General features: G+C 70.0%; 18 protein-coding genes. 15 read left to right on the top strand and 3 right to left on the bottom strand.

Annotated features, from left to right (window positions below; all coding sequences use genetic code 11):
• Positions 1 to 104: 104 nt before the first annotated feature.
• Genes dacB through EL337_RS25520 form a run of 5 tightly spaced genes read left to right on the top strand, consistent with a single transcriptional unit; the run spans position 105 to position 6,358 of the window.
• Positions 105 to 1,478, top strand: a complete 1,374-nt coding sequence (gene dacB, locus EL337_RS25540; RefSeq protein WP_048635521.1) for a D-alanyl-D-alanine carboxypeptidase/D-alanyl-D-alanine endopeptidase — start codon at positions 105 to 107, stop codon at positions 1,476 to 1,478.
• Complete coding sequence (locus EL337_RS25535; protein WP_048635527.1) at positions 1,475 to 2,548, top strand: Rv3626c family coenzyme F420 biosynthesis-associated protein; 1,074 nt, start codon at positions 1,475 to 1,477, stop codon at positions 2,546 to 2,548. Before dacB ends, EL337_RS25535 begins: the two co-directional genes overlap by 4 nt.
• Positions 2,527 to 3,486, top strand: a complete 960-nt coding sequence (gene tilS, locus EL337_RS25530; RefSeq protein WP_048635520.1) for a tRNA lysidine(34) synthetase TilS — start codon at positions 2,527 to 2,529, stop codon at positions 3,484 to 3,486. The genes EL337_RS25535 and tilS overlap by 22 nt, the downstream gene beginning before the upstream one ends.
• A gap of 28 nt (positions 3,487 to 3,514) precedes the next feature.
• Complete coding sequence (gene hpt / locus EL337_RS25525) at positions 3,515 to 4,093, top strand: hypoxanthine phosphoribosyltransferase (protein ID WP_048635519.1); 579 nt, start codon at positions 3,515 to 3,517, stop codon at positions 4,091 to 4,093.
• Between the two features lie 18 nt (positions 4,094 to 4,111).
• Positions 4,112 to 6,358 carry a molybdopterin-dependent oxidoreductase gene (locus EL337_RS25520; RefSeq protein WP_048635518.1) on the top strand — a complete coding sequence of 749 codons (2,247 nt, stop codon included), beginning with the start codon at positions 4,112 to 4,114 and terminating at the stop codon, positions 6,356 to 6,358.
• On the opposite strand, the gene EL337_RS25515 is transcribed toward EL337_RS25520, so the two are convergent.
• Positions 6,355 to 7,092, bottom strand: a complete 738-nt coding sequence (locus tag EL337_RS25515) for an SIMPL domain-containing protein (protein WP_048635517.1) — start codon at positions 7,090 to 7,092, stop codon at positions 6,355 to 6,357. The two genes, EL337_RS25520 and EL337_RS25515, sit on opposite strands and share 4 nt — an antisense overlap.
• A gap of 78 nt (positions 7,093 to 7,170) precedes the next feature.
• Positions 7,171 to 8,127, bottom strand: coding sequence for an alpha/beta fold hydrolase (locus EL337_RS25510; RefSeq protein WP_370737232.1), 957 nt, complete (start codon positions 8,125 to 8,127; stop codon positions 7,171 to 7,173).
• Between the two features lie 172 nt (positions 8,128 to 8,299).
• Between EL337_RS25510 and ftsH the strand changes: the two genes are divergently transcribed.
• The 10 genes from ftsH to EL337_RS25460 all read left to right on the top strand — a co-directional run bounded on the left by ftsH (position 8,300) and on the right by EL337_RS25460 (position 17,655).
• Entirely contained in the window at positions 8,300 to 10,651 is a 2,352-nt protein-coding gene (gene ftsH / locus EL337_RS25505) for an ATP-dependent zinc metalloprotease FtsH (RefSeq protein WP_048635516.1), read from the top strand.
• A gap of 19 nt (positions 10,652 to 10,670) precedes the next feature.
• Positions 10,671 to 11,282 (top strand): GTP cyclohydrolase I FolE, encoded by a 612-nt coding sequence (gene folE / locus EL337_RS25500; protein WP_048635515.1) that lies wholly within the window; start codon positions 10,671 to 10,673, stop codon positions 11,280 to 11,282.
• Positions 11,283 to 11,299: 17 nt separating this feature from the next.
• Complete coding sequence (gene folP, locus EL337_RS25495; protein WP_048635525.1) at positions 11,300 to 12,106, top strand: dihydropteroate synthase; 807 nt, start codon at positions 11,300 to 11,302, stop codon at positions 12,104 to 12,106.
• The gene (folB, locus tag EL337_RS25490) at positions 12,099 to 12,482 is read left to right on the top strand and encodes a dihydroneopterin aldolase (RefSeq protein ID WP_048635514.1); all 384 of its coding nucleotides are present in this window, start codon (positions 12,099 to 12,101) and stop codon (positions 12,480 to 12,482) included. The genes folP and folB overlap by 8 nt, the downstream gene beginning before the upstream one ends.
• Positions 12,479 to 13,009 carry a 2-amino-4-hydroxy-6-hydroxymethyldihydropteridine diphosphokinase gene (gene folK, locus EL337_RS25485; RefSeq protein ID WP_048635513.1) on the top strand — a complete coding sequence of 177 codons (531 nt, stop codon included), beginning with the start codon at positions 12,479 to 12,481 and terminating at the stop codon, positions 13,007 to 13,009. The genes folB and folK overlap by 4 nt, the downstream gene beginning before the upstream one ends.
• The gene (locus EL337_RS25480; RefSeq protein ID WP_048635512.1) at positions 13,009 to 13,485 is read left to right on the top strand and encodes a DUF3180 domain-containing protein; all 477 of its coding nucleotides are present in this window, start codon (positions 13,009 to 13,011) and stop codon (positions 13,483 to 13,485) included. The genes folK and EL337_RS25480 overlap by 1 nt, the downstream gene beginning before the upstream one ends.
• Before the next feature lie 78 nt (positions 13,486 to 13,563).
• A complete protein-coding gene (locus EL337_RS25475; protein ID WP_126316678.1) occupies positions 13,564 to 14,841 on the top strand; it encodes a DUF6779 domain-containing protein in 1,278 nt (425 codons plus the stop codon).
• Between the two features lie 78 nt (positions 14,842 to 14,919).
• The gene (locus tag EL337_RS25470) at positions 14,920 to 15,864 is read left to right on the top strand and encodes a Rossmann-like and DUF2520 domain-containing protein (protein ID WP_048632990.1); all 945 of its coding nucleotides are present in this window, start codon (positions 14,920 to 14,922) and stop codon (positions 15,862 to 15,864) included.
• On the top strand, positions 15,864 to 16,808 hold the full coding sequence (gene panC / locus EL337_RS25465; RefSeq protein ID WP_048632991.1) for a pantoate--beta-alanine ligase: 945 nt from the start codon (positions 15,864 to 15,866) through the stop codon (positions 16,806 to 16,808). Before EL337_RS25470 ends, panC begins: the two co-directional genes overlap by 1 nt.
• 31 nt (positions 16,809 to 16,839) lie before the next feature.
• Positions 16,840 to 17,655 (top strand): type III pantothenate kinase, encoded by an 816-nt coding sequence (locus EL337_RS25460; protein WP_048632992.1) that lies wholly within the window; start codon positions 16,840 to 16,842, stop codon positions 17,653 to 17,655.
• A gap of 5 nt (positions 17,656 to 17,660) precedes the next feature.
• On the opposite strand, the gene EL337_RS25455 is transcribed toward EL337_RS25460, so the two are convergent.
• Complete coding sequence (locus EL337_RS25455) at positions 17,661 to 18,929, bottom strand: amino acid deaminase (protein ID WP_048632993.1); 1,269 nt, start codon at positions 18,927 to 18,929, stop codon at positions 17,661 to 17,663.
• Positions 18,930 to 18,941 lie beyond the last annotated feature (12 nt).

Below are 18,941 nucleotides of genomic sequence, written 5' to 3'. Positions count from 1 at the left end.
TGCGCTGGGACAGGGGCGTCGGCTGGCGACGCGGGTTAACCCTAAACGAGGGATACCCTGCTCTACAGGGGTGGCTCTGGGAAGTCGAGGGAGAGCGGGACATCATGCGGCCCAGCGGGTGGCGGCGATCCACGTACATCGTGGTGGGGGCGTCGGTGCTGCTGCTTGTCGTTGTCGTCGTCGCGGCCGCCGCGCTGGTCGCGGGCAGGCAGACCTCCGAGCAGCTGGCCGTCGAGCCTGCGCCCCCGCCCGCAACCGCCGCCCCGGCCGTGGTGCCCGTCTCGGATTCGGCGGACACCCCGACGCCCGACGGCCTCGCCGCGGCCCTGCGGGGGGTGGTCGCCGACCCCAACCTCGGACGGTTCACCGGACGCATCACCGACGCGCTGACCGGGCAGGAGCTGTGGGCGCAGGGGGCGGGTCTGCCGATGCAGCCGGCGTCGACGAACAAGGTGCTGACCGCCGCTGCTGCGTTGCTGACCCTCGACCGCGACGCCCGGTTGACGACGCGGGTGGTGTCCCCGTCGCCCGGCGTCGCCGTTCTGGTGGGCGGAGGGGACCAGACCCTGTCTGCGGCGCCGGCGAAGCAGGACACCTGGTACCGGGACGCGGCGCGGATCAGCGATCTGGCCGAGCAGATCCGTCGCAGCGGAGTCGCCGTGAAGACCGTGCAGGTGGACGTCAGCGCGTACTCGGGCCCGACGATGGCGCCGGGCTGGGATCCGCTCGACATCGACGGCGGCGACATCGCGCCGATGGAGGCGGTCATGCTCGACGGCGGCCGCACCCAGCCGGTGAGCGTGGAGTCGCGGCGGTCCAGGACGCCTGCACTGGACGCGGGCCGCGCACTCGCCGTCGCGCTGCGACTCGACCCGGCCAAGGTGACGGTGCGCCCGGGCGCGGCACGCGGGAAGGAGCTCGCGGCGGTGCAGTCGCCGCCGCTGATGCAGCGGCTGCGCGACATGATGAACGCCTCCGACAACGTGATGGCCGAATCGATCGGCCGCGAGGTCGCCGCGGCGCGGAACCGGCCGCAGAGTTTCGACGGCGCGTCGCGGGCCGTTCTTGGCGCCCTCGACGACGCGGGCATCGACACGGCCGGGGCGCGGATCTTCGACTCCAGCGGGTTGTCGGTCGACGACCGGCTGACGGCGGAAACCCTGGACGGCATCATGCAGGCCGCGGCAGGCGAGTCCATGCCTGCGCTGCGTCCGCTGGTCGATCTGCTGCCGATCGCCGGGGGCAGCGGCACCCTGTCCAATCGCTACCTCGACACCGACGGCGGACGCGCCGCCGCGGGCTATCTGCGCGCCAAGACCGGGTCCCTGACCGGAACCAACACGCTGGCCGGGATCGTCACCGACGAAAGCGGGAGAGTGCTGACCTTCGCCCTACTGTCCAACGACGCGGGCCCCACCGGGCGAACCTCGCTCGACGCCTTCGCCGCCACCCTCCGCAGCTGCGGGTGCAGTTCATGAGCGCCGCCGCCAAGCCCCGCTTCACCGTCGGCGGCGCGGTCGACTGGAATCTGGCCGCCACCCTCGGGGGCAAGCTGGCCCGCAAGGAGTCCCCGGTCACGCATTACACACGTGCCCAGGCGATCGACCAGCTCACCGAGTCGGCCCGGGCGTCCGAGCTGCCGGTGCGTGAGGTGACCGGGCTGATCGAGGGCGGTGAGATCCAAGAGGCCCGAATCGTCAACCGTCCGGACTGGATTCACGCAGCGGCCCGGTCGATGCGGGTGATGACCGGCGGCGGGGACGCCGAGGACGCAGCCAAGCCGCGCGCTGTCAGCGGACGCATCGCCGGCGCCCAGACCGGCGCGGTGCTGGCGTTCGTGTCGTCGGGCATCCTGGGCCAGTACGACCCGTTCGCCGACGGCGGCGGCGAGCTGCTGCTGGTGTACCCCAACGTGATCGCCGTCGAACGCCAGCTCAGGGTGGCGCCCAAGGACTTCCGGATGTGGGTGTGCCTGCACGAAGTCACCCACCGGGTGCAGTTCCGGGCCAATCCCTGGCTGGCCGGCCACATGAAGAATGCGCTGGCGGTCCTGACCGAGGATGCCGGCGACGACGTGACCAAGATGGTGGGCCGGCTGGCCGACTATGTGCGGGACCGTCAGGTGGTGGTGAAAAACGGTGTACCCGAGATTAATTCGACCGGTGTCGTCGGGTTGCTGCGGGCCATGCAGTCGGAACCGCAGCAGAAGGCACTCGATCAGTTGCTGGTGCTGGGCACCCTGCTCGAAGGTCATGCCGAGCATGTCATGGATGCGGTGGGACCCGCCGTGGTGCCGTCGGTGTCGTCGATCAGGCATCGGTTCGATCAACGGCGGCAACGTAAGCAGCCGCCGCTGCAGCGGCTTCTGCGGGCGCTGCTCGGGGTGGACGCCAAGATGAACCAGTACACGTTGGGCAAGGCGTTCGTCGACGACGTGGTGTCCAAGGTCGGCATGGAGCGTTTCAACACCATCTGGACCGATGCGCAGACTCTGCCTCTCCCAGCGGAAATCAACGAGCCGCAGCGATGGATCGACCGGGTGCTGTAGCGGCGTTGCGCGCCGCCGTCACCGACTTCGTCCGCGTTCATCCCGTCGGCGGGGACCCGTGGTGCGTGGCACTGTCCGGCGGGCCCGACTCGCTGGCCCTCGCAGCTGTGGCGGCCCCGCTGTTCCCGACGACCGCCCTGATCGTCGACCACGGCCTCCAGCCGGAGTCCCCGGCGGTGGCAGCCGCCGCACGGGAGCAGGCGCTCGCGCTGGGATGTTTTGCCGCAGAGGTGCTTTGCGTCGAGGTGGGATCTGTCGGAGGTCCGGAGGCAGCCGCCCGGGCAGCCCGATACCGGGCGCTCGACGAGGCACGCCGGGGCGCGCCGGTGCTGCTGGCGCACACACTCGACGACCAGGCCGAGACCGTGCTGCTCGGGCTGGGCCGCGGTTCCGGTGCCCGCTCGATCGCAGGTATGCGGCCGTACGCCCCCCCGTGGTGCCGGCCGCTGCTCGGGGTGCGGCGCGCGGTCACCCATCAGGCGTGCGCCGAGCTGGGGCTGACACCGTGGCACGACCCGCAGAACACCGATCCGCGCTTCACCCGGGTCCGGTTGCGCGCCGAAGTGCTGCCGTTGCTCGAAGACGTCCTCGGCGGCGGCGTGGCCGAGGCGCTGTCCCGCACGGCGGCAGCGCTGCGCGAGGACACCGATGCACTCGACGACACCGCCGCGCAGGTGCTGCCGGCGGGCGGTGAGCTGGATGTCGCCACCCTGGTGCCACTGCCCGACGCGGTGCGCCGCCGGGTCATCAGGGCCTGGCTGTTGGCCGGGGGAGCGTGCGCGCTGACCGACAGGCAGATCCGGGCGGTCGACGCGCTCGTCACCGACTGGCGGGGTCAGGGCGGGGTCGCCGTGCCCGGCGGGTTGGCGCGGGAGCGGCTGTTCGCCGGACGGCGGCGCGGTGTGCTGACGCTGTATCGCGAACCCGTCGGGGCGTAACGGTCGACTGTCCTACTAGGCTGGGCCCGTGCCAGCGCAGCCTGCGGACTTGTATCCCGGGGACATCAAATCGGTGTTGCTCTCCGAAGAACAGATCAAAGCCAAGACCGCCGAACTCGCCGCGGAGATCACCACCGCGTACCGGGACGCGCCGTCGGGGCAGGATCTGCTGCTCATCACCGTCCTCAAGGGCGCGGTCATGTTCGTCACCGACCTGGCCAGGGCCATCTCGGTGCCCACCCAGCTGGAGTTCATGGCGGTCAGCTCCTACGGGTCCTCGACCTCGTCGTCGGGTGTGGTGCGCATCCTCAAGGACCTCGACCGCGACATCAACGACCGTGACGTGCTGATCGTCGAGGACATCGTCGACTCCGGCCTCACGCTCAAGTGGCTGCTGCGCAACCTCGCCACCCGGCGGCCGCGGTCGCTGAAGGTGTGCACGCTGCTGCGCAAACCCGATGCGGTCCGCGTAGACCTGGACATCGACTACATCGGCTTCGACATCCCGAACGAGTTCGTCGTCGGCTACGGACTCGACTACGCCGAGCGCTACCGCGACCTGTCCTACATCGGCACGCTCGACCCCAAGGTGTACGAGGAGCAGTAAGCGGCGCATGATGCTGGCATGACCGAAACAGCCCTTCGGATCTGCCCGTTCTGCGAAGCCACCTGCGGTCTGACGCTGACCATCGACGTGAACATCGACGGTGGCCGCGTCACCGGCGCGCGCGGAGACCGCGACGACGTCTTCTCCGCCGGATTCATCTGCCCCAAAGGGGCGAGCTTCGGCGAACTCGACAACGATCCCGACCGGCTCACCGCGCCGCTGGTGCGCCGCGACGGGGTATTGACCGAGGCGACGTGGGACGAGGCGTTCGCCGCGATGGCAGCCGGCCTCGGTGCGACCCTCCGCGATCACGGCGGCGCGTCGGTCGGGGTGTACCTCGGCAACCCGAACGCGCACACCGTCGCCGGCGCGCTCTACCCGCCGCTGATCGTGCGCGGGCTCGGTACCCGTCAGGTGTTCTCGGCGAGCACGCTGGACCAGATGCCCAAGCACGTTGCGCTGGGGCTGATGTTCGGCAGCCCGATCGCGTTCTCGGTGCCGGACCTGGACCGCACCGACTACCTGGTGATCATCGGAGCCAATCCGGTGGTGTCCAACGGCAGCGTCACCACGGCCCCCGACTTCCCCGGCAAGCTGCGGAGCCTGCGCAAGCGCGGCGGCCGCCTCGTCGTCATCGACCCGGCCCGCACCCGCACCGCGGAACTGGCCGACCGCCATCTCGCACCGCGGCCGGGCACCGACGCCGCCCTGCTGTTCGCGATCGTGGCGGTGCTGTTCGAGGAAGGCCTTGTCGATCTCGGCTCGGTGTCCGAGTTGGTCGCCGGCGTCGACGAGGTACGCGACCTGGCGGCCGGGTTCACCCCTGACACCGTGGCCGCGTACTGCGGGATCGACGCGCAGGAGATCAGGACACTGGCTCGCGAGCTGGCCGCTGCCCCGTCGGCGGCGGTGTACGGGCGCATGGGCACCTCGACCGTGGAGTTCGGCACGCTGGGCAGCTGGCTCGTCGACGTGGTGAACATCCTGACCGGCAACCTGGACCGCCCCGGCGGGTCGATGTTTCCGTGCTCGCCGACCGCGCCGGCCTCCCGCGGGCATCGGCCCGGCCGCGGGTTCCGCACCGGACGGTGGCACAGCCGGGTCTCCGGCTACCCGGAGGCGCTCTCGGAACTGCCCACCGTCGCGCTCGCCGAGGAGATCGAGACGCCAGGCGACGGACAGATCAAGGCGCTGATCACCATCGCAGGCAACCCGGTGCTCTCGGCGCCGGACGGTGACCGGCTCGACCGCGCGCTGGCCGGCGTCGGCTTCATGGTGTCGGTGGACCCGTATCTCAACGAGACCACCCGGCACGCCGACGTCGTCCTGCCGCCCCCGCCGCCGTCGCGCAGCCCGCACTTCGACTTCGCGCTGAACAGCCTGGCGGTCCGCAACAACGCCCGCTACTCGCCGCCGGTGCTGCCCCTGCTGGGACGGCCCGACGAGGCCGAGATCCTGTCGCGAATCGCCCTGGTGATCTTCGGGATGGGCCACGACGCCGACGCCGCGCTCGTCGACGAACAGGTGATCGCGACGACGCTGACCAAAGAGACCGCCGACGACGGGTCCCCGGTGGCCGGGCGGGCGGTCGACGAGCTGATCGCGATGCTGCCCGCGGGTCCCGGCTACGAGCGCAGGCTCGACATGATGCTGCGCATCGGTGCCTACGGAGACGCGTTCGGCGCCAATCCGGACGGGCTGACGCTGGAGCGGCTCAAAGCCGCACCGCACGGCATCGACCTCGGCGAGCTGAAGCCGAGGCTGGCCGATGTGATGCGCACACCGTCGGGTCTGGTCGAGCTGGCACCGCCCCAGCTGGTTGCCGACGCGGAGCGGCTGCGCGACGCGCTCGGCCGGCCCGCCGAAGGATTCGTGCTGATCGGCCGTCGCCATCTGCGGTCGAACAACAGTTGGATGCACAACCTGCCCGCGCTGGCGGGCGGCACCAATCGGTGCACTCTGCAGATGCATCCCGCCGATGCGGCCGACCTCGGAGTCGAGGACACGGCGATCGTCAAGGGGCCCGGCGGCGAACTGGTGGTGCCCGTCGAGATGACCGAGGGCATCCGTCGTGGAGTCATGTCGCTGCCACACGGCTGGGGTCACGACCGGGGCGGCACCGGCCAGGTGCTCGCCGCCAGCTCACCGGGGGTGAACGCCAACCAGCTCAACGACGGTGCGCTGCTCGACCCGTTGTCGGGCACCGCCGTGCTCAACGGCATCCCCGTGGTGGTGAGCGGGGCGGTCGCCCCCGTCGCCGGCTAGGTGAGCTCCCAGATGACCGTCACCGAGAACGCGACGGTCTGCTGACCCGGCTCCAGCGGAACCGCGGCCTCCATGGCCCGTGGCGCCTGCATGGGGATCGGCGGGGGCAAGCCGGCCGATTCGGAGATCGAGATGACTTTGCCGAGGCCCAGTCCGGAGAGTTCGGCGTACTGTCCGGCACGGTCCTTGGCGTCCTCGAACGCCCGCGCCCTGGCGTCGCGGACCAGCTGTGAGTCGTCCTCGATGGAGTAGCTGATCGAGCCGATGCGTGTCGCGTTGCCGCCGGTGTTGACGATGAGGCCGATCGCGTCCGACGCCCGGTTGAGGTCGCGGATCTTCACATCGATCGAGTTCGTCGCCCGGTAGGCCGAGATCGCGGTGCCCGTGGCGCCGTACTGCGGCTGCAGATCCGCCGCGGTGGTGGCGATGTCGGAGCGGTCGATCCCGAGGCCGACCAGGCCGTCGATGACCGCCTGCTGACGTTCGTTTGTCTGGTTCATCGCCGACGTGGCATCGGGTTCGAGGAACTCCATCGATGCGTTGATCGTCAATGTGTCGGGGGTGCCCTGGACCTGGCCTTCGCCGACGACGGTCACCTGCCGGGTGTCGGCGCTCGGCTGCAACGTCGGACCGCTCTGTGCGTCGCAGGCGGTCAGCCCGGCGACCGTGACAACACCTGCGGCGACGGCGGCGAGCGTGTTCCGAAGTGTTCTGGCGCGCGCTGCGATCGGCATGCCTGGCACCCTAGCGCCTTCGCGTATTCGGTTGGCGCACATCGCCTGTCCCCGGTGTGTTCGTGATGACGAGGGGTGTCAGCGCAGAGGTGTGAGGAAGTCCACCAGTACCCGCGACACCTCGTCGGGCCGTTCCTCGGTCAGCCAGTGGCCGGCGCCGTCGATCATCACCTCGCGGTACTCGCCGGTGACGACCTCGCAGGCGCGGTCGCGCGGCGTGTACGCCAGCGTCGCGTCGTCGGTGCCGCCGATGAACAGCGCGGGCACCGTGATCGTCGGCGCGGGCGGGTTCGCGGTCAGCTCCCAGTTCAGGTCGAAGCAGCGGTACCAGTTCAGCGGCGCGGTGAATCCGCCGCGGGTGAACTCGTCGACGTAGACGTCGAAGTCCTCCTGGCTGATCCACGACGGCAGCGAGCCCGGCTCGGGGATGCGGTCCAGGAAGCCCTGCGGTCCCGCGTCGCCGACCATCTCGGCGCCCGTCGTCGTCATCGCGAACAGCCGCCGGAACGTCGTCGCCGGGTCGCGGTCGAGTTCGGCGTCGGCGGGCCCCTCCTCCTGGAAGTACAGGATGTACATGAACCGGTCGGCGAACACCCGGCGGAACGCCTGCGTCGTGGGCACCCTCGGCCGCGGCACGGGTGGCAGACTCAGCCCGCCGACCGCCCAGAACCGGTCCGGGTGCAGCAACGGCGCGCCCCATGCGACGACCGCGCCGAAGTCGTGGCCGATCAGCGCGGCGGTGTCGGCGCCTCCGCAGATTTCCGAGTCGAGGAGCCCGACCACGTCAGCGCTCAGCTCCGCGACGTTGTAGACGTCGACGGATTCGGGTCTGTCCGACCCGCCGTAGCCCCGCTGATCCGGCGCCAGCACGTGGAAGCCCGCGTCGGCGAGCGCCGTCACCTGGTGGCGCCACGTGTACGCCAACTCGGGGAAACCGTGACACAGCACCACGACGGGAGCCCCCGGCTCGCCGGCTTCGGTAACCCGAAGCGTCACCCCATTCGTCTGGACCATCCGCTCACGCACGCGCTCCAGTGTGCGCACAGATCCGCCAAATGGGCCGAATTCCCGCGCCGGATGCAGCCCGGGCGCACGCAGCACGGCCGCCGGGAACTCCGGCACGTTGGTCTAGCGGTAGCCTTGACTTTTCCAGCTGCGCATATTGGAAGGATTTGGCGGGAGCACCGAACTCCGGCCGCACACATCAATGAACCGCAAAAATGTGATCCGCACACTCACGGTTATTGCCGTGGTGCTGCTGCTGGGTTGGTCCTTCTTCTACTTCAGCGACGACACCCGCGGGTACAAGCCCGTCGACACGTCGGTCGCGATGGCTCAGATCACCGGCGACAACGTCAACAGCGCGCAGATCGACGACCGTGAGCAGCAACTTCGGCTCGAGCTGAAGAACGGCAACGGCGACACCGAGAACAGCAACAAGGTCATCTCCAAGTACCCCACCGGGTACGGGGTCACGCTGTTCGAGGCGCTGCAGGACAAGAACGTCAAGACCAACACCGTGGTCAATCAGAGCAGCGTGCTCGGCTCGCTGCTGATCTACATGCTGCCGCTGCTGCTCCTCGTCGGTCTGTTCGTGATGTTCTCCCGGATGCAGTCCGGTGGGCGGATGGGCTTCGGGTTCGGCAAGTCGAAGGCCAAACAGCTCTCTAAGGACATGCCCAAGACCACCTTCGCCGACGTCGCAGGCGTCGACGAGGCCGTCGAAGAGCTGTACGAGATCAAGGACTTCCTGCAGAACCCGAGCCGCTACCAGGCGCTGGGCGCGAAGATCCCGCGCGGCGTGCTGCTCTACGGCCCGCCCGGCACCGGCAAGACCCTGCTGGCCCGTGCGGTCGCCGGCGAGGCCGGGGTGCCGTTCTTCACCATCTCGGGTTCGGACTTCGTCGAGATGTTCGTCGGCGTCGGCGCCTCGCGGGTCCGCGACATGTTCGAGCAGGCCAAGCAGAACAGCCCGTGCATCATCTTCGTCGACGAGATCGACGCCGTCGGCCGCCAGCGTGGCGCCGGTATGGGTGGTGGTCACGACGAACGCGAGCAGACCCTCAATCAGCTGCTGGTCGAGATGGACGGCTTCGGTGACCGGCAGGGCGTCATCCTGATCGCGGCCACCAACCGCCCCGACATCCTCGACCCGGCGCTGCTGCGTCCCGGCCGTTTCGACCGCCAGATCCCGGTGTCCAGCCCCGACCTGGCCGGGCGGCGCGCGGTGCTGAAGGTGCATTCGCAGGGCAAGCCGATCGCCCCCGACGCCGACCTCGACGGTCTGGCCAAGCGCACCGTCGGGATGTCCGGTGCCGACCTGGCCAACGTCATCAACGAGTCGGCACTGCTGACTGCCCGCGAGAACGGCACCGTCATCACCGGCGCGGCCCTCGAGGAGGCGGTCGACCGCGTCGTCGGCGGGCCCCGCCGCAAGGGCCGGATCATCAGCGAGCACGAGAAGAAGATCACCGCCTACCACGAGGGCGGGCACACGCTGGCGGCGTGGGCGATGCCCGACATCGAGCCGATCTACAAGGTGACGATCCTGGCGCGGGGCCGCACCGGCGGTCATGCGATGTCGGTGCCCGAGGACGACAAGGGCCTGATGACGCGGTCGGAGATGATCGCCCGGCTGGTCTTCGCGATGGGTGGACGCGCGGCCGAGGAGCTGGTGTTCCGCGAGCCGACCACGGGCGCATCCTCGGACATCGACCAGGCCACCAAGATCGCGCGCGCGATGGTCACCGAATACGGGATGAGCTCGAAGCTGGGTGCGGTGCGGTACGGCACCGATCACGGTGACCCGTTCCTGGGCCGCACCATGGGCACTCAGGCCGACTACAGCCACGAGGTCGCCCAGATCATCGACGACGAGGTGCGCAAGCTCATCGAGGCCGCCCACACCGAAGCGTGGGAGATCCTCACCGAGTACCGCGACGTGCTCGACACTCTCGCCGGCGAGCTGCTGGACAAGGAGACGTTGCACCGCGTCGAGCTCCAGGCCATCTTCGGTGACGTGAAGAAGCGGCCCCGCCTGACGATGTTCGACGACTTCGGTGGCCGGGTGCCCTCGGACAAGCCGCCGATCAAGACACCGGGTGAGCTCGCCATCGAGCGCGGCGAGCCGTGGCCCAAGCCGGTGCCCGAGCCCGCCTTCAAGACGGCGATCGCGCAGGCGTCGGCGGCCGCGGCCGAGGCGGCCCACCGCAACGGCGGCAACGGTTCCAACGGTGCTCCCGCCGGGCCGACGCAGCCCGACTACGGCGCGCCCGCGGGTTGGCATGCACCCGGGTGGCCACCGCCGCACGGTGCGCCGAACCAGAACCCGAACCAGCAGCAGCCGCAGGGTGGCTGGTATCCACCCCCGCCGCCGCAGCAGGGGGGTTGGCAGGGGTCGCCGCCCCCGCAGGCCGCCCCATATCCGGGCTACCCGCCGTATCAGCCCTACCCCGCGCCCGGGCACCAGGGGCCGCACGGCGGTACGGCCCCGAACGACGAGCCTGGCCGCGACAATGGTAGGGAGAACGGGCGGACCAGTCCGCCGGCTGATGGCTGACACCCGAACGGAGACTTCGATGACGCGGTCGCCCAGCAATCACTCCACCACCCTCACCGACGAGGATTTCGATCAGGCCCGTGCGGAGGCGGCTGTCCGCGAGCTGCTGATCGCCGTCGGTGAAGATCCCGACCGGCACGGTCTGGCGGATACCCCTGCCCGGGTGGCCCGTGCCTACCGCGAGATGTTCGCCGGCCTGTACACCGACCCGGATACGGTGCTCAACACCACCTTCGACGAGCAGCACGACGAGCTGGTGTTGGTCAAGGAGATCCCGATGTACTCGACGTGCGAGCACCACCTGGTGGCGTTCCACGGCGTCGCGCACGTCGGCTACATCCCGGGGGTGGACGGACGCGTGACCGGGTTGTCGAAGATCGCACGGCTGGTGGATCTGTACGCCAAGCGCCCCCAGGTGCAGGAGCGGCTCACCGCGCAGATCGCCGACGCGTTGATGCGCAAGCTGGATCCGCGCGGCGCGATCGTGGTGATCGAGGCCGAGCACCTGTGCATGGCGATGCGTGGTGTCCGCAAACCTGGTGCGACGACGACGACGTCGGCGGTGCGCGGGCAGTTCAAGCACGACAATGCCTCTCGGGCCGAGGCTCTGGATCTGATCCTGCGCAGGTGAAGGCGCGCGTGCAAGTGATGGGGGTCGTCAATGTCACCGACGACTCGTTCTCCGACGGGGGCTTGTTCCTGGACCGCGACCGCGCGGTGACCCACGGCGTGGAACTGGTAGCGCAGGGTGCCGCCATCGTCGACGTCGGTGGGGAGTCGACGCGGCCAGGCGCCACTCGGGTAGACCCCGAGGTCGAGACGGCCCGAGTCCTGCCTGTAGTGAAAGAACTTGCCCAGCAAGGGATCACGGTGAGCATCGACACGATGCACGCTGCGGTCGCGCAGGCTGCGCTGGAGAACGGCGCCCAGATCGTCAACGACGTCTCCGGCGGACGGGCCGATCCGGACATGGTGCGGGTGGTCGCCGACGCCGGTGTCCCGTGGGTGCTGATGCACTGGCGTTCGGTGGGAGGTGACCGACCGCACGAGGTGCCGCCGTACGGTGACGTGGTCGTCGAGGTGCGCGACGAGCTGATGGCCGGAGTGGACGCCGCGGTCGCCGCCGGCGTGGATCCCGCCAAGGTGATCATCGATCCGGGGCTGGGATTCGCCAAGACGGCACAGCACAATTGGGCATTGCTGCACGCGCTGCCCGAGCTGGTGGGCACCGGCATCCCGGTGCTCGTCGGGGCGTCCCGCAAACGCTTCCTCGGTAGCCTCCTCGCCGGCGGCGATGGCGAACCACGGCCACCGGCGGGTCGCGAAACCGCCACCGCCGTCATCTCGGCCCTGGCGGGATGGCACGGAGTCTGGGGTGTCCGGGTGCATGACGTGCGCGCGTCGGTCGACGCGCTTTCGGTGGTGTCGGCATGGCAGGCGGGATCGAATGGCTGATCGAATCGAACTGCGCGGGCTGACGGTCCGCGGCAATCACGGCGTGTTCGACCACGAACGCCGCGACGGCCAGGACTTCGTGGTGGACATCACCGTGTGGATAGACCTGGCTGCGGCAGCGGCCAGCGATGATCTGGCCGACACCGTCGACTACGGTGTGCTGGCGCAGCGGGCGGCCGACATCGTGGCAGGGCCGCCCAAGCAACTCATCGAGACCGTGGCAGGCGAGATCGCCGACGACGTGATGGGCGATGAGCGGGTGCACGCGGTCGAGGTCGTGGTGCACAAGCCGTCCGCGCCAATTCCATTGCAGTTCAACGACGTCGCTGTGGTAGCGCGCAGGTCCCGGCGCGGCGGCAGGGGACCCGACCGGTGACGACGGCGGTCGTGCTGTCCATCGGGTCCAATCTCGGCGACCGGCTGGCAAATCTGCAGTCTGTGGTCGACGGGCTGGGTTCGGCGGTGACGGCGGTGTCGCCGGTGTACGAGACCGACGCATGGGGCAACGTCGAGCAGGGTCCGTTCCTCAATGCTGTTGTCCTCGCCGAGGATCCGGCGCTCGATGCCTACGGCTGGCTGCGGCTGGCCCACCATCTGGAGAACGCGGCCGGCCGGGTGCGCGAAACGCGCTGGGGCCCGCGCACACTGGACGTCGACATCATCCGCTGCGACGGCGCCGACGGTGAGGTGACGGTCGGTGACGACGTCCTGACGCTGCCTCATCCCTACGCGCACGAGCGCGCGTTCGTGCTGGTGCCCTGGCTCGCCGCCGACCCGAGCGCGACGTTGACGGTCGCGGGCCATGCCCGCGCCGTGGCAGCGCATCTGGATGCCCTCGCCCCGGCCGAGCGGGCCGGTGTGCGACGGACCGAGCTGACACTGCGGACCGGAAACCTGAGCTGATGGGTACGACGCGCACGCGGGAGCTGGCCATCGCCGTCGGCGCGACCGCGGTGGTCGGCTACCTGCTGATGTACGTCGTCTACCGGGCATTTCCCCCGATCACGCTGTGGACCGGGATGTCGCTGCTCGGTGTCGCCGTCGCGATCGCGGGCTGGGGCTTCTTCGTGCGCGCCAGGATCCGGGACGGCGAGATCGGGGTGGGTCGGGGCCGCCTGCATCCGCTTGCGGTGGCCCGCTCGGTGGTGATCGCCAAGGCGTCGGCATGGATGGGCAGCGTGGTTCTCGGATGGTGGCTGGCGGTGGTCGTGTACCTGCTGCCCCGGCGTAGCAGTTTGCGCGTTGCCGCAGAGGACACCTCAGGTGCCGTGGTGGCTGCGCTGTGTGCGCTCGCACTCGTGGTGGCGGCGCTGTGGCTGCAGCAGTGCTGCCGCTCGCCCGACGATCCGGCGCCCGATGCCGACCCGGCTCCCGGCTGACCGAAACGTCGGGGTGGGTAGGAAGAATCGCCGTGCAGGTCGACACGCCAGGGCACCGTTGGCAGGTACAGTCGGCCCATGACCGATCCGACCCGCGGCGGCCGCCTCAGACGCGGTGGCCGAAGGCCGGGTTGGATCCTGATGACAGTGTTGCTGGTGTTGGCCATCGCCGCCAGTTCGGCGCTGGTTTTCACCAATCGCGTCGAGTTGCTCAAGCTGGCAGTCATTCTCGCGCTGTGGGCCGCCGTGGTGGCTGCCTTCGTCTCGGTGATCTATCGCAGGCAGAGCGACACCGACCAGGCCAAGGTGCGCGATCTCAAGCTGGTGTACGACCTTCAACTCGAGCGGGAGATCTCGGCGCGGCGTGAGTACGAGCTGGCGGTGGAATCGCAGTTGCGGCGTGAGCTGGCATCCGAGGTCCGCGCGCAGTCCGCAGACGAGGTGGCGTCGCTGCGTGCCGAACTCGCCGCGCTGCGCGCCAACCTGGAGTATCTGTTCGACGCCGACCTCTCGCATCGCCCCGCGATTGAGACGGAACGCACCGCCGGACGGGTGAGCAGCAGCCGCATCGACACCGAGGACGACGCCAAGCCCGCCGAGGATCTCTTCGCACCCGAGACCGACGAGAGCCCGATCATCGACGTCCCCGCCGAGCCGCATCCGCCGGAGCACGAGTGGTCGCCGCAACCCAGCGAACCGGTCGGCGCGCACCGGCGCTCGGGTGCACCGACCCCCGAGCGCAGGCATGGCGCGCAAGCAGGCGCGGAACCCCGGTGGGCAGCGTCGCCACCGCCGTCCCCGCCGCAGGCGCCCCCGCCGCAGCCGCAAGCGCCCACCCCCCAGCCGCAAGCGCCCACCCCGCAACCGCAGGCTCCCCAGCAACGCCCGCCGGTTCAGCCCGCTCCACAGTTCCCGTGGCTGCCCCCACCGCCACAGCAGCCACCACCACAGAAGCCGCCGTCGCAGGCACCCGAACCCGCGCCCGAACCCAAGCCCGCACCCGCGCACACCCAGTGGCAGCCGGTTCCGGCTGAAGGGCAGTGGATTCCGCCGGGGCAACCGGGCAGCAACTGGGTGGCGCCGGCCAACGGCGCTCACGACGAGTACGTCGGCAGGCGCCGCGCACCGGATCCGCAGCCCTCGGCGCCGGAGGCGGCCCCGCCCCCGGCGGCCGAGCCGCCCCGTGGCAGGCATTCCGCGGCGGGCGAGCAGCAGACCGCAGCGGCTGACGAGCCCGAGCCTGAGCCCGAGGGCGAGCGCGGAGCCCATGAGGGCGGCCAGCCGGTGGCGGACCTCATGGCGCGATTGCAGGCATCCCCGTCGGGCGGCGGGCGGCGTAGGCGCCGCGAGGATTGAGCTAGGCTCATAGCGACCGTCCGGTACCCGTGCGACGAGACCGGAACGAAGCCATGAGAATCTGCGAGGTCGACTGCGATGGTGCAGCCCCCCGCCGGCGGGAGCGCTCCGCACGACGGACTACGTCCGGCCCGGCTGACGATCGGTGTGATCTCGGCGGGGCGGGTCGGTACCGCTCTGGGGGTGGCGCTCGAACGCGTCGAACACGTCGTCGTCGGTTGCAGTGCTGTCTCCCGCGCCTCGCGCGAGCGGGTGCGCCAGTGGCTCCCCGACACCCCGATCCTGCCGGTCGACGAAGTAGCGGCACGGGCTGAGCTGCTTCTGCTTGCCGTTCCCGACGCCGAACTGCCGGCGCTGATTGCCGGCCTCGCCGCCACCGGCGCGGTGCGCCCGGCCACCATCGTCGTCCACACGTCAGGGGCCAACGGGATCGGCCTGCTCGCGCCCCTTGCCGAGTTGGGCTGCATCACGCTCGCCATCCATCCGGCGATGACATTCGTCGGCACCGAGGAGGACGTGGACCGGCTGCGTGGCACCTGCTTCGGCATCACCGCGGGCGACGAGGTCGGCTATGCGATCGCGCAGTCGCTGGTGCTGGAGATCGGTGGCGAGCCGTTCCGGGTCCGCGAGGATGCCCGAAAGCTCTATCACGCGGCACTGGCGCACTCCAGCAACCACGTCGTGACGGTGCTTCTCGACGCGGTCGACGCGCTGCGGGCCGCGCTGTGGGGTCAGGAACTGTTGGGCCAGGAGACCGTCGCCGACACCCCCGGCGGCATCGCGGAGCGGATCGTGGGCCCGCTGGCCCGCGCGGCGCTCGACAATGCGCTGCAGCGTGGACAGGCTGCGCTCACCGGTCCGGTGGCGCGCGGCGACGCCGAGGCGGTGGCACGCCACCTGCATGCCCTCGGTGAAGTCAATCCCGATGTGGCCCAGGCCTATCGGGCGAATTCGTGGCGCACGGCGCAGCGCGCGCACGCTCCGGGTGCGGTGTTCGAGGTGTTGGCGGAAGCAGGACAGTGATGACCAGTCGCAATGCCCCCAAGTTCGTCGCGGGCCAGCTGAACGTGTATTCGCGGCCGCGGGAGGTGTCCGACGTGACGCGGGCATTGCGCGCCACGGGGCGGCGGATCGTGCTGGTACCCACGATGGGCGCTCTGCATGAGGGGCATCTGACGCTGATCCGGGCCGCCAAACGGGTGCCCGGTGCCGTTGTGGCGGTGTCGATCTTCGTGAACCCGTTGCAGTTCGGCGCGGGGGAGGACCTCGACGCCTACCCGCGCACGCTGGACGACGATCTCGCCGCTCTGCGCGCCGAGGGCGTCGAGATCGCGTTCACCCCTACCGCCGACGAGGTGTACCCGCACGGCATGCGTACCACCGTGCATCCGGGGCCGGCCGGCGCGGAGCTCGAGGGGGCATCTCGCCCAACGCATTTCGCGGGTGTCCTGACGGTCGTGCTGAAGCTGTTCAACACCGTGCACCCGGATCGGGCCTACTTCGGCGAGAAGGACTATCAGCAGCTGGTCCTGATCAGGCAGATGGTCGCGGATCTCGATGTCGGGGTCGAGGTCGTCGGGGTGCCGATCGTGCGGGAGCCCGACGGGTTGGCGATGTCGTCGCGCAACCGCTACCTCGACCCTGACGAGCGGGAGCAGGCCGGTGCGCTGTCGTCGGCGCTGTTGGCCGGAATGTATGCGGCCTCGAACGGCGTGGCGGCCGCGCTCGATGCGGCCCGCGCCGTGTTGGACGAGGTGCCGGCTGCCGTCGTCGATTACCTGGAAGTACGCGATCCGATGCTCGGACCCGCCCCTGCCGAGGGTGCTGCCCGGATGCTGATCGCCGCCAGACTGGGACGCACCCGGCTGCTCGACAACATCGCGATCGACGTGGGCGCCGGTGCCGGCATCGACGGACACCCGCGCCCCGCGTCCGGCCAGAGCCACGAACTTCCATGGAGGAATTGATGTTTCGGACTGAGGTCGTCGAGGTGATGTCGTGCTGCTCGCGATAGACGTCCGTAACGCCCACACCGTGGTCGGCCTGATCTCCGGTTCGGGCGATCACGCCAAGGTCGTGCACCACTGGCGGCTGCGCACCGAGTCAGAGGTGACAGCAGACGAGCTCGCCCTCACCCTCGACGGCCTGATCGGCGACGACGCCGAACAGCTCACCGGTGCCGCAGGCCTGTCGACGGTGCCGTCGGTGCTTCACGAGGTGCGGGTGATGCTGGAGCAGTACTGGCCGTCGGTGCCGCACGTACTGATCGAGCCGGGGGTGCGCACCGGGATCCCGCTGCTGGTCGACAACCCGAAAGAGGTCGGGGCCGACCGCATCGTGAATTGTCTTGCCGCATATCACAAATTCGGTACAGCGGCGATCGTGGTGGACTTCGGTTCGTCCATCTGTGTCGACGTGGTCTCGGCCAGGGGCGAGTTCCTCGGCGGTGCCATCGCGCCCGGCGTGCAGGTGTCGTCGGATGCCGCCGCCGCACGATCAGCGGCGTTGCGGCGCGTCGAGCTGACCCGCCCGCGTTCGGTGGTCGGCAAGAACACCGTCGAGTGCATGCAGGCCGGCGCGGTCTTCGGATTCGCCGGGCTGGTGGACGGATTGGTCAACCGGGTCCGCGAAGACGTCGACGGTTTCGGCGGCGACGACGTCAACGTGATCGCCACCGGACACGGCGCACCCCTGGTGCTCGACGATCTGCGCACCGTCGAGCATTACGATCGGCACCTCACCCTCGACGGGCTGCGTCTGGTGTTCGAACGCAACCGGGACAGTCAGCGCGGCAAGCTGAAACAGGCGCGTTAGCAGCCCTAGAAGAACGTGCGGATCATGTCGACCACGCGATCGTCGTCGTTGAGTACCGGGATCATCCGCCATTTGTCGAACGTGGTGCAGGGGTGCGAGATCCCGAATCGCAGCCACGTCCCGACGTCGGTGCCGTCCCCGGGTTCCAGTCGCAGGAAGGCGTGCTGGTCGTTGAGCTTGGTGACGAGACCGGTGACGAGATCGAGCGGAACCGGCATGCCCTGGTCGAAGGACACGTCGCGGCGGCCCATGCCCACGATCGCAAGATCGGGTTCGGGCCGCGACACCACCTGCGCGTGCACCTCCAGCGCCGGCCACAGGGCGCACCCTCCGGCCCGGGTGAGCGGTGATGTGCGCGCGTAGAGGCCGTGGTCGTGGGTCAGGTAGCAGCCGCTGCGCAACACGGTGCGCACCATCAGGTGCTCGGGCCAGTCGGTGAGCGCGTCGCAGACGACGTCGAAGTAGGTGCTGCCGCCCGCGCTGACGACCACCGTGTCGGTTTCGACGAGCGGGGCCACCCGGATGACCGTTGCCCGCAGGTGCGCGAGATGCGCCGCGACCCCGGCCACGGCATCGTCGGTCAACTCCTGGGACACCCCCGCCTCGTAGCCGGCCACCCCGACCAGCCGCAGCCGCGGTGACGCGACAGCGGCGCGGGCGACGTCGTCGACGTCGGCGTCGGAGCGGCATCCGGTGCGCCCGCCGGGCATCCCCAGTTCCACGCACACGTCGACCCGTCGGTGCGCGCCGGCCAGCGCCGCGGTCATCAGTTCGACGCCGCGTACCGAGTCCACCCAGCAGGTGAACCGCAGGTCGGGATCCCGTTCCAGCTCGGCGGAGAGCCAGCGCAGACCCGCGGCATCGACCAGTTCGTTGGCTAGGATCAGGTGGCGCACGCCGAACGCCCGGTACACGGCGGCCTGTGCCACGGTCGCGACGGTGATCGCGCAGGCGCCTGCCGCCAGCTGGCGTGCGGCGAGCTGCCCGGACATGTGCGTCTTGCCGTGGGGGGCGAGTTCGACGCCGCGGTCGCGGCACCACGCCGCCATCGTTTCGAGGTTGTGCGTCAGCGCCTCGTCGCGCAGGACGCACACGGGTCCGGTGGCGCCCGCGTCGAACAGGTTCGGCGCCCGCGCGACGAGATGCGCCGGGGTGTGCCCCCACCACTGCGCGGGCAGCCCTTTGAAACTCCAGTCCAGTGGTTGCTCGGCGAGCGCGCGCACCGCGTTCTCGTAGACGGCGGTGTCGATCGGCGCGCGGGCGGGGACGCTCATTTGTTCATTTAA

The sequence above is a fragment of the Mycolicibacterium aurum genome (genome assembly GCF_900637195.1).
Taxonomy (GTDB): domain Bacteria; phylum Actinomycetota; class Actinomycetes; order Mycobacteriales; family Mycobacteriaceae; genus Mycobacterium; species Mycobacterium aurum.
The sequence above is the reverse complement of the archived record's forward strand: the minus strand, read 5'-3'. Positions and strand labels throughout refer to the sequence as shown.

What these genes read in the sequence shown, in the direction of transcription:
- dacB (WP_048635521.1), top strand. Translation starts at nt 105, where the DNA reads ATGCGGCCCAGCGGGTGGCGGCGATCCACGTACATCGTGGTGGGGGCG.
- EL337_RS25535 (WP_048635527.1), top strand. Translation starts at nt 1,475, where the DNA reads ATGAGCGCCGCCGCCAAGCCCCGCTTCACCGTCGGCGGCGCGGTCGAC.
- tilS (WP_048635520.1), top strand. Translation starts at nt 2,527, where the DNA reads ATGGATCGACCGGGTGCTGTAGCGGCGTTGCGCGCCGCCGTCACCGAC.
- EL337_RS25520 (WP_048635518.1), top strand. Translation starts at nt 4,112, where the DNA reads ATGACCGAAACAGCCCTTCGGATCTGCCCGTTCTGCGAAGCCACCTGC.
- EL337_RS25515 (WP_048635517.1), bottom strand. Translation starts at nt 7,092, where the DNA reads ATGCCGATCGCAGCGCGCGCCAGAACACTTCGGAACACGCTCGCCGCC.
- ftsH (WP_048635516.1), top strand. Translation starts at nt 8,300, where the DNA reads ATGAACCGCAAAAATGTGATCCGCACACTCACGGTTATTGCCGTGGTG.
- folE (WP_048635515.1), top strand. Translation starts at nt 10,671, where the DNA reads ATGACGCGGTCGCCCAGCAATCACTCCACCACCCTCACCGACGAGGAT.
- folP (WP_048635525.1), top strand. Translation starts at nt 11,300, where the DNA reads ATGGGGGTCGTCAATGTCACCGACGACTCGTTCTCCGACGGGGGCTTG.
- folB (WP_048635514.1), top strand. Translation starts at nt 12,099, where the DNA reads ATGGCTGATCGAATCGAACTGCGCGGGCTGACGGTCCGCGGCAATCAC.
- EL337_RS25480 (WP_048635512.1), top strand. Translation starts at nt 13,009, where the DNA reads ATGGGTACGACGCGCACGCGGGAGCTGGCCATCGCCGTCGGCGCGACC.
- EL337_RS25475 (WP_126316678.1), top strand. Translation starts at nt 13,564, where the DNA reads ATGACCGATCCGACCCGCGGCGGCCGCCTCAGACGCGGTGGCCGAAGG.
- EL337_RS25470 (WP_048632990.1), top strand. Translation starts at nt 14,920, where the DNA reads ATGGTGCAGCCCCCCGCCGGCGGGAGCGCTCCGCACGACGGACTACGT.
- panC (WP_048632991.1), top strand. Translation starts at nt 15,864, where the DNA reads ATGACCAGTCGCAATGCCCCCAAGTTCGTCGCGGGCCAGCTGAACGTG.
- EL337_RS25455 (WP_048632993.1), bottom strand. Translation starts at nt 18,929, where the DNA reads ATGAGCGTCCCCGCCCGCGCGCCGATCGACACCGCCGTCTACGAGAAC.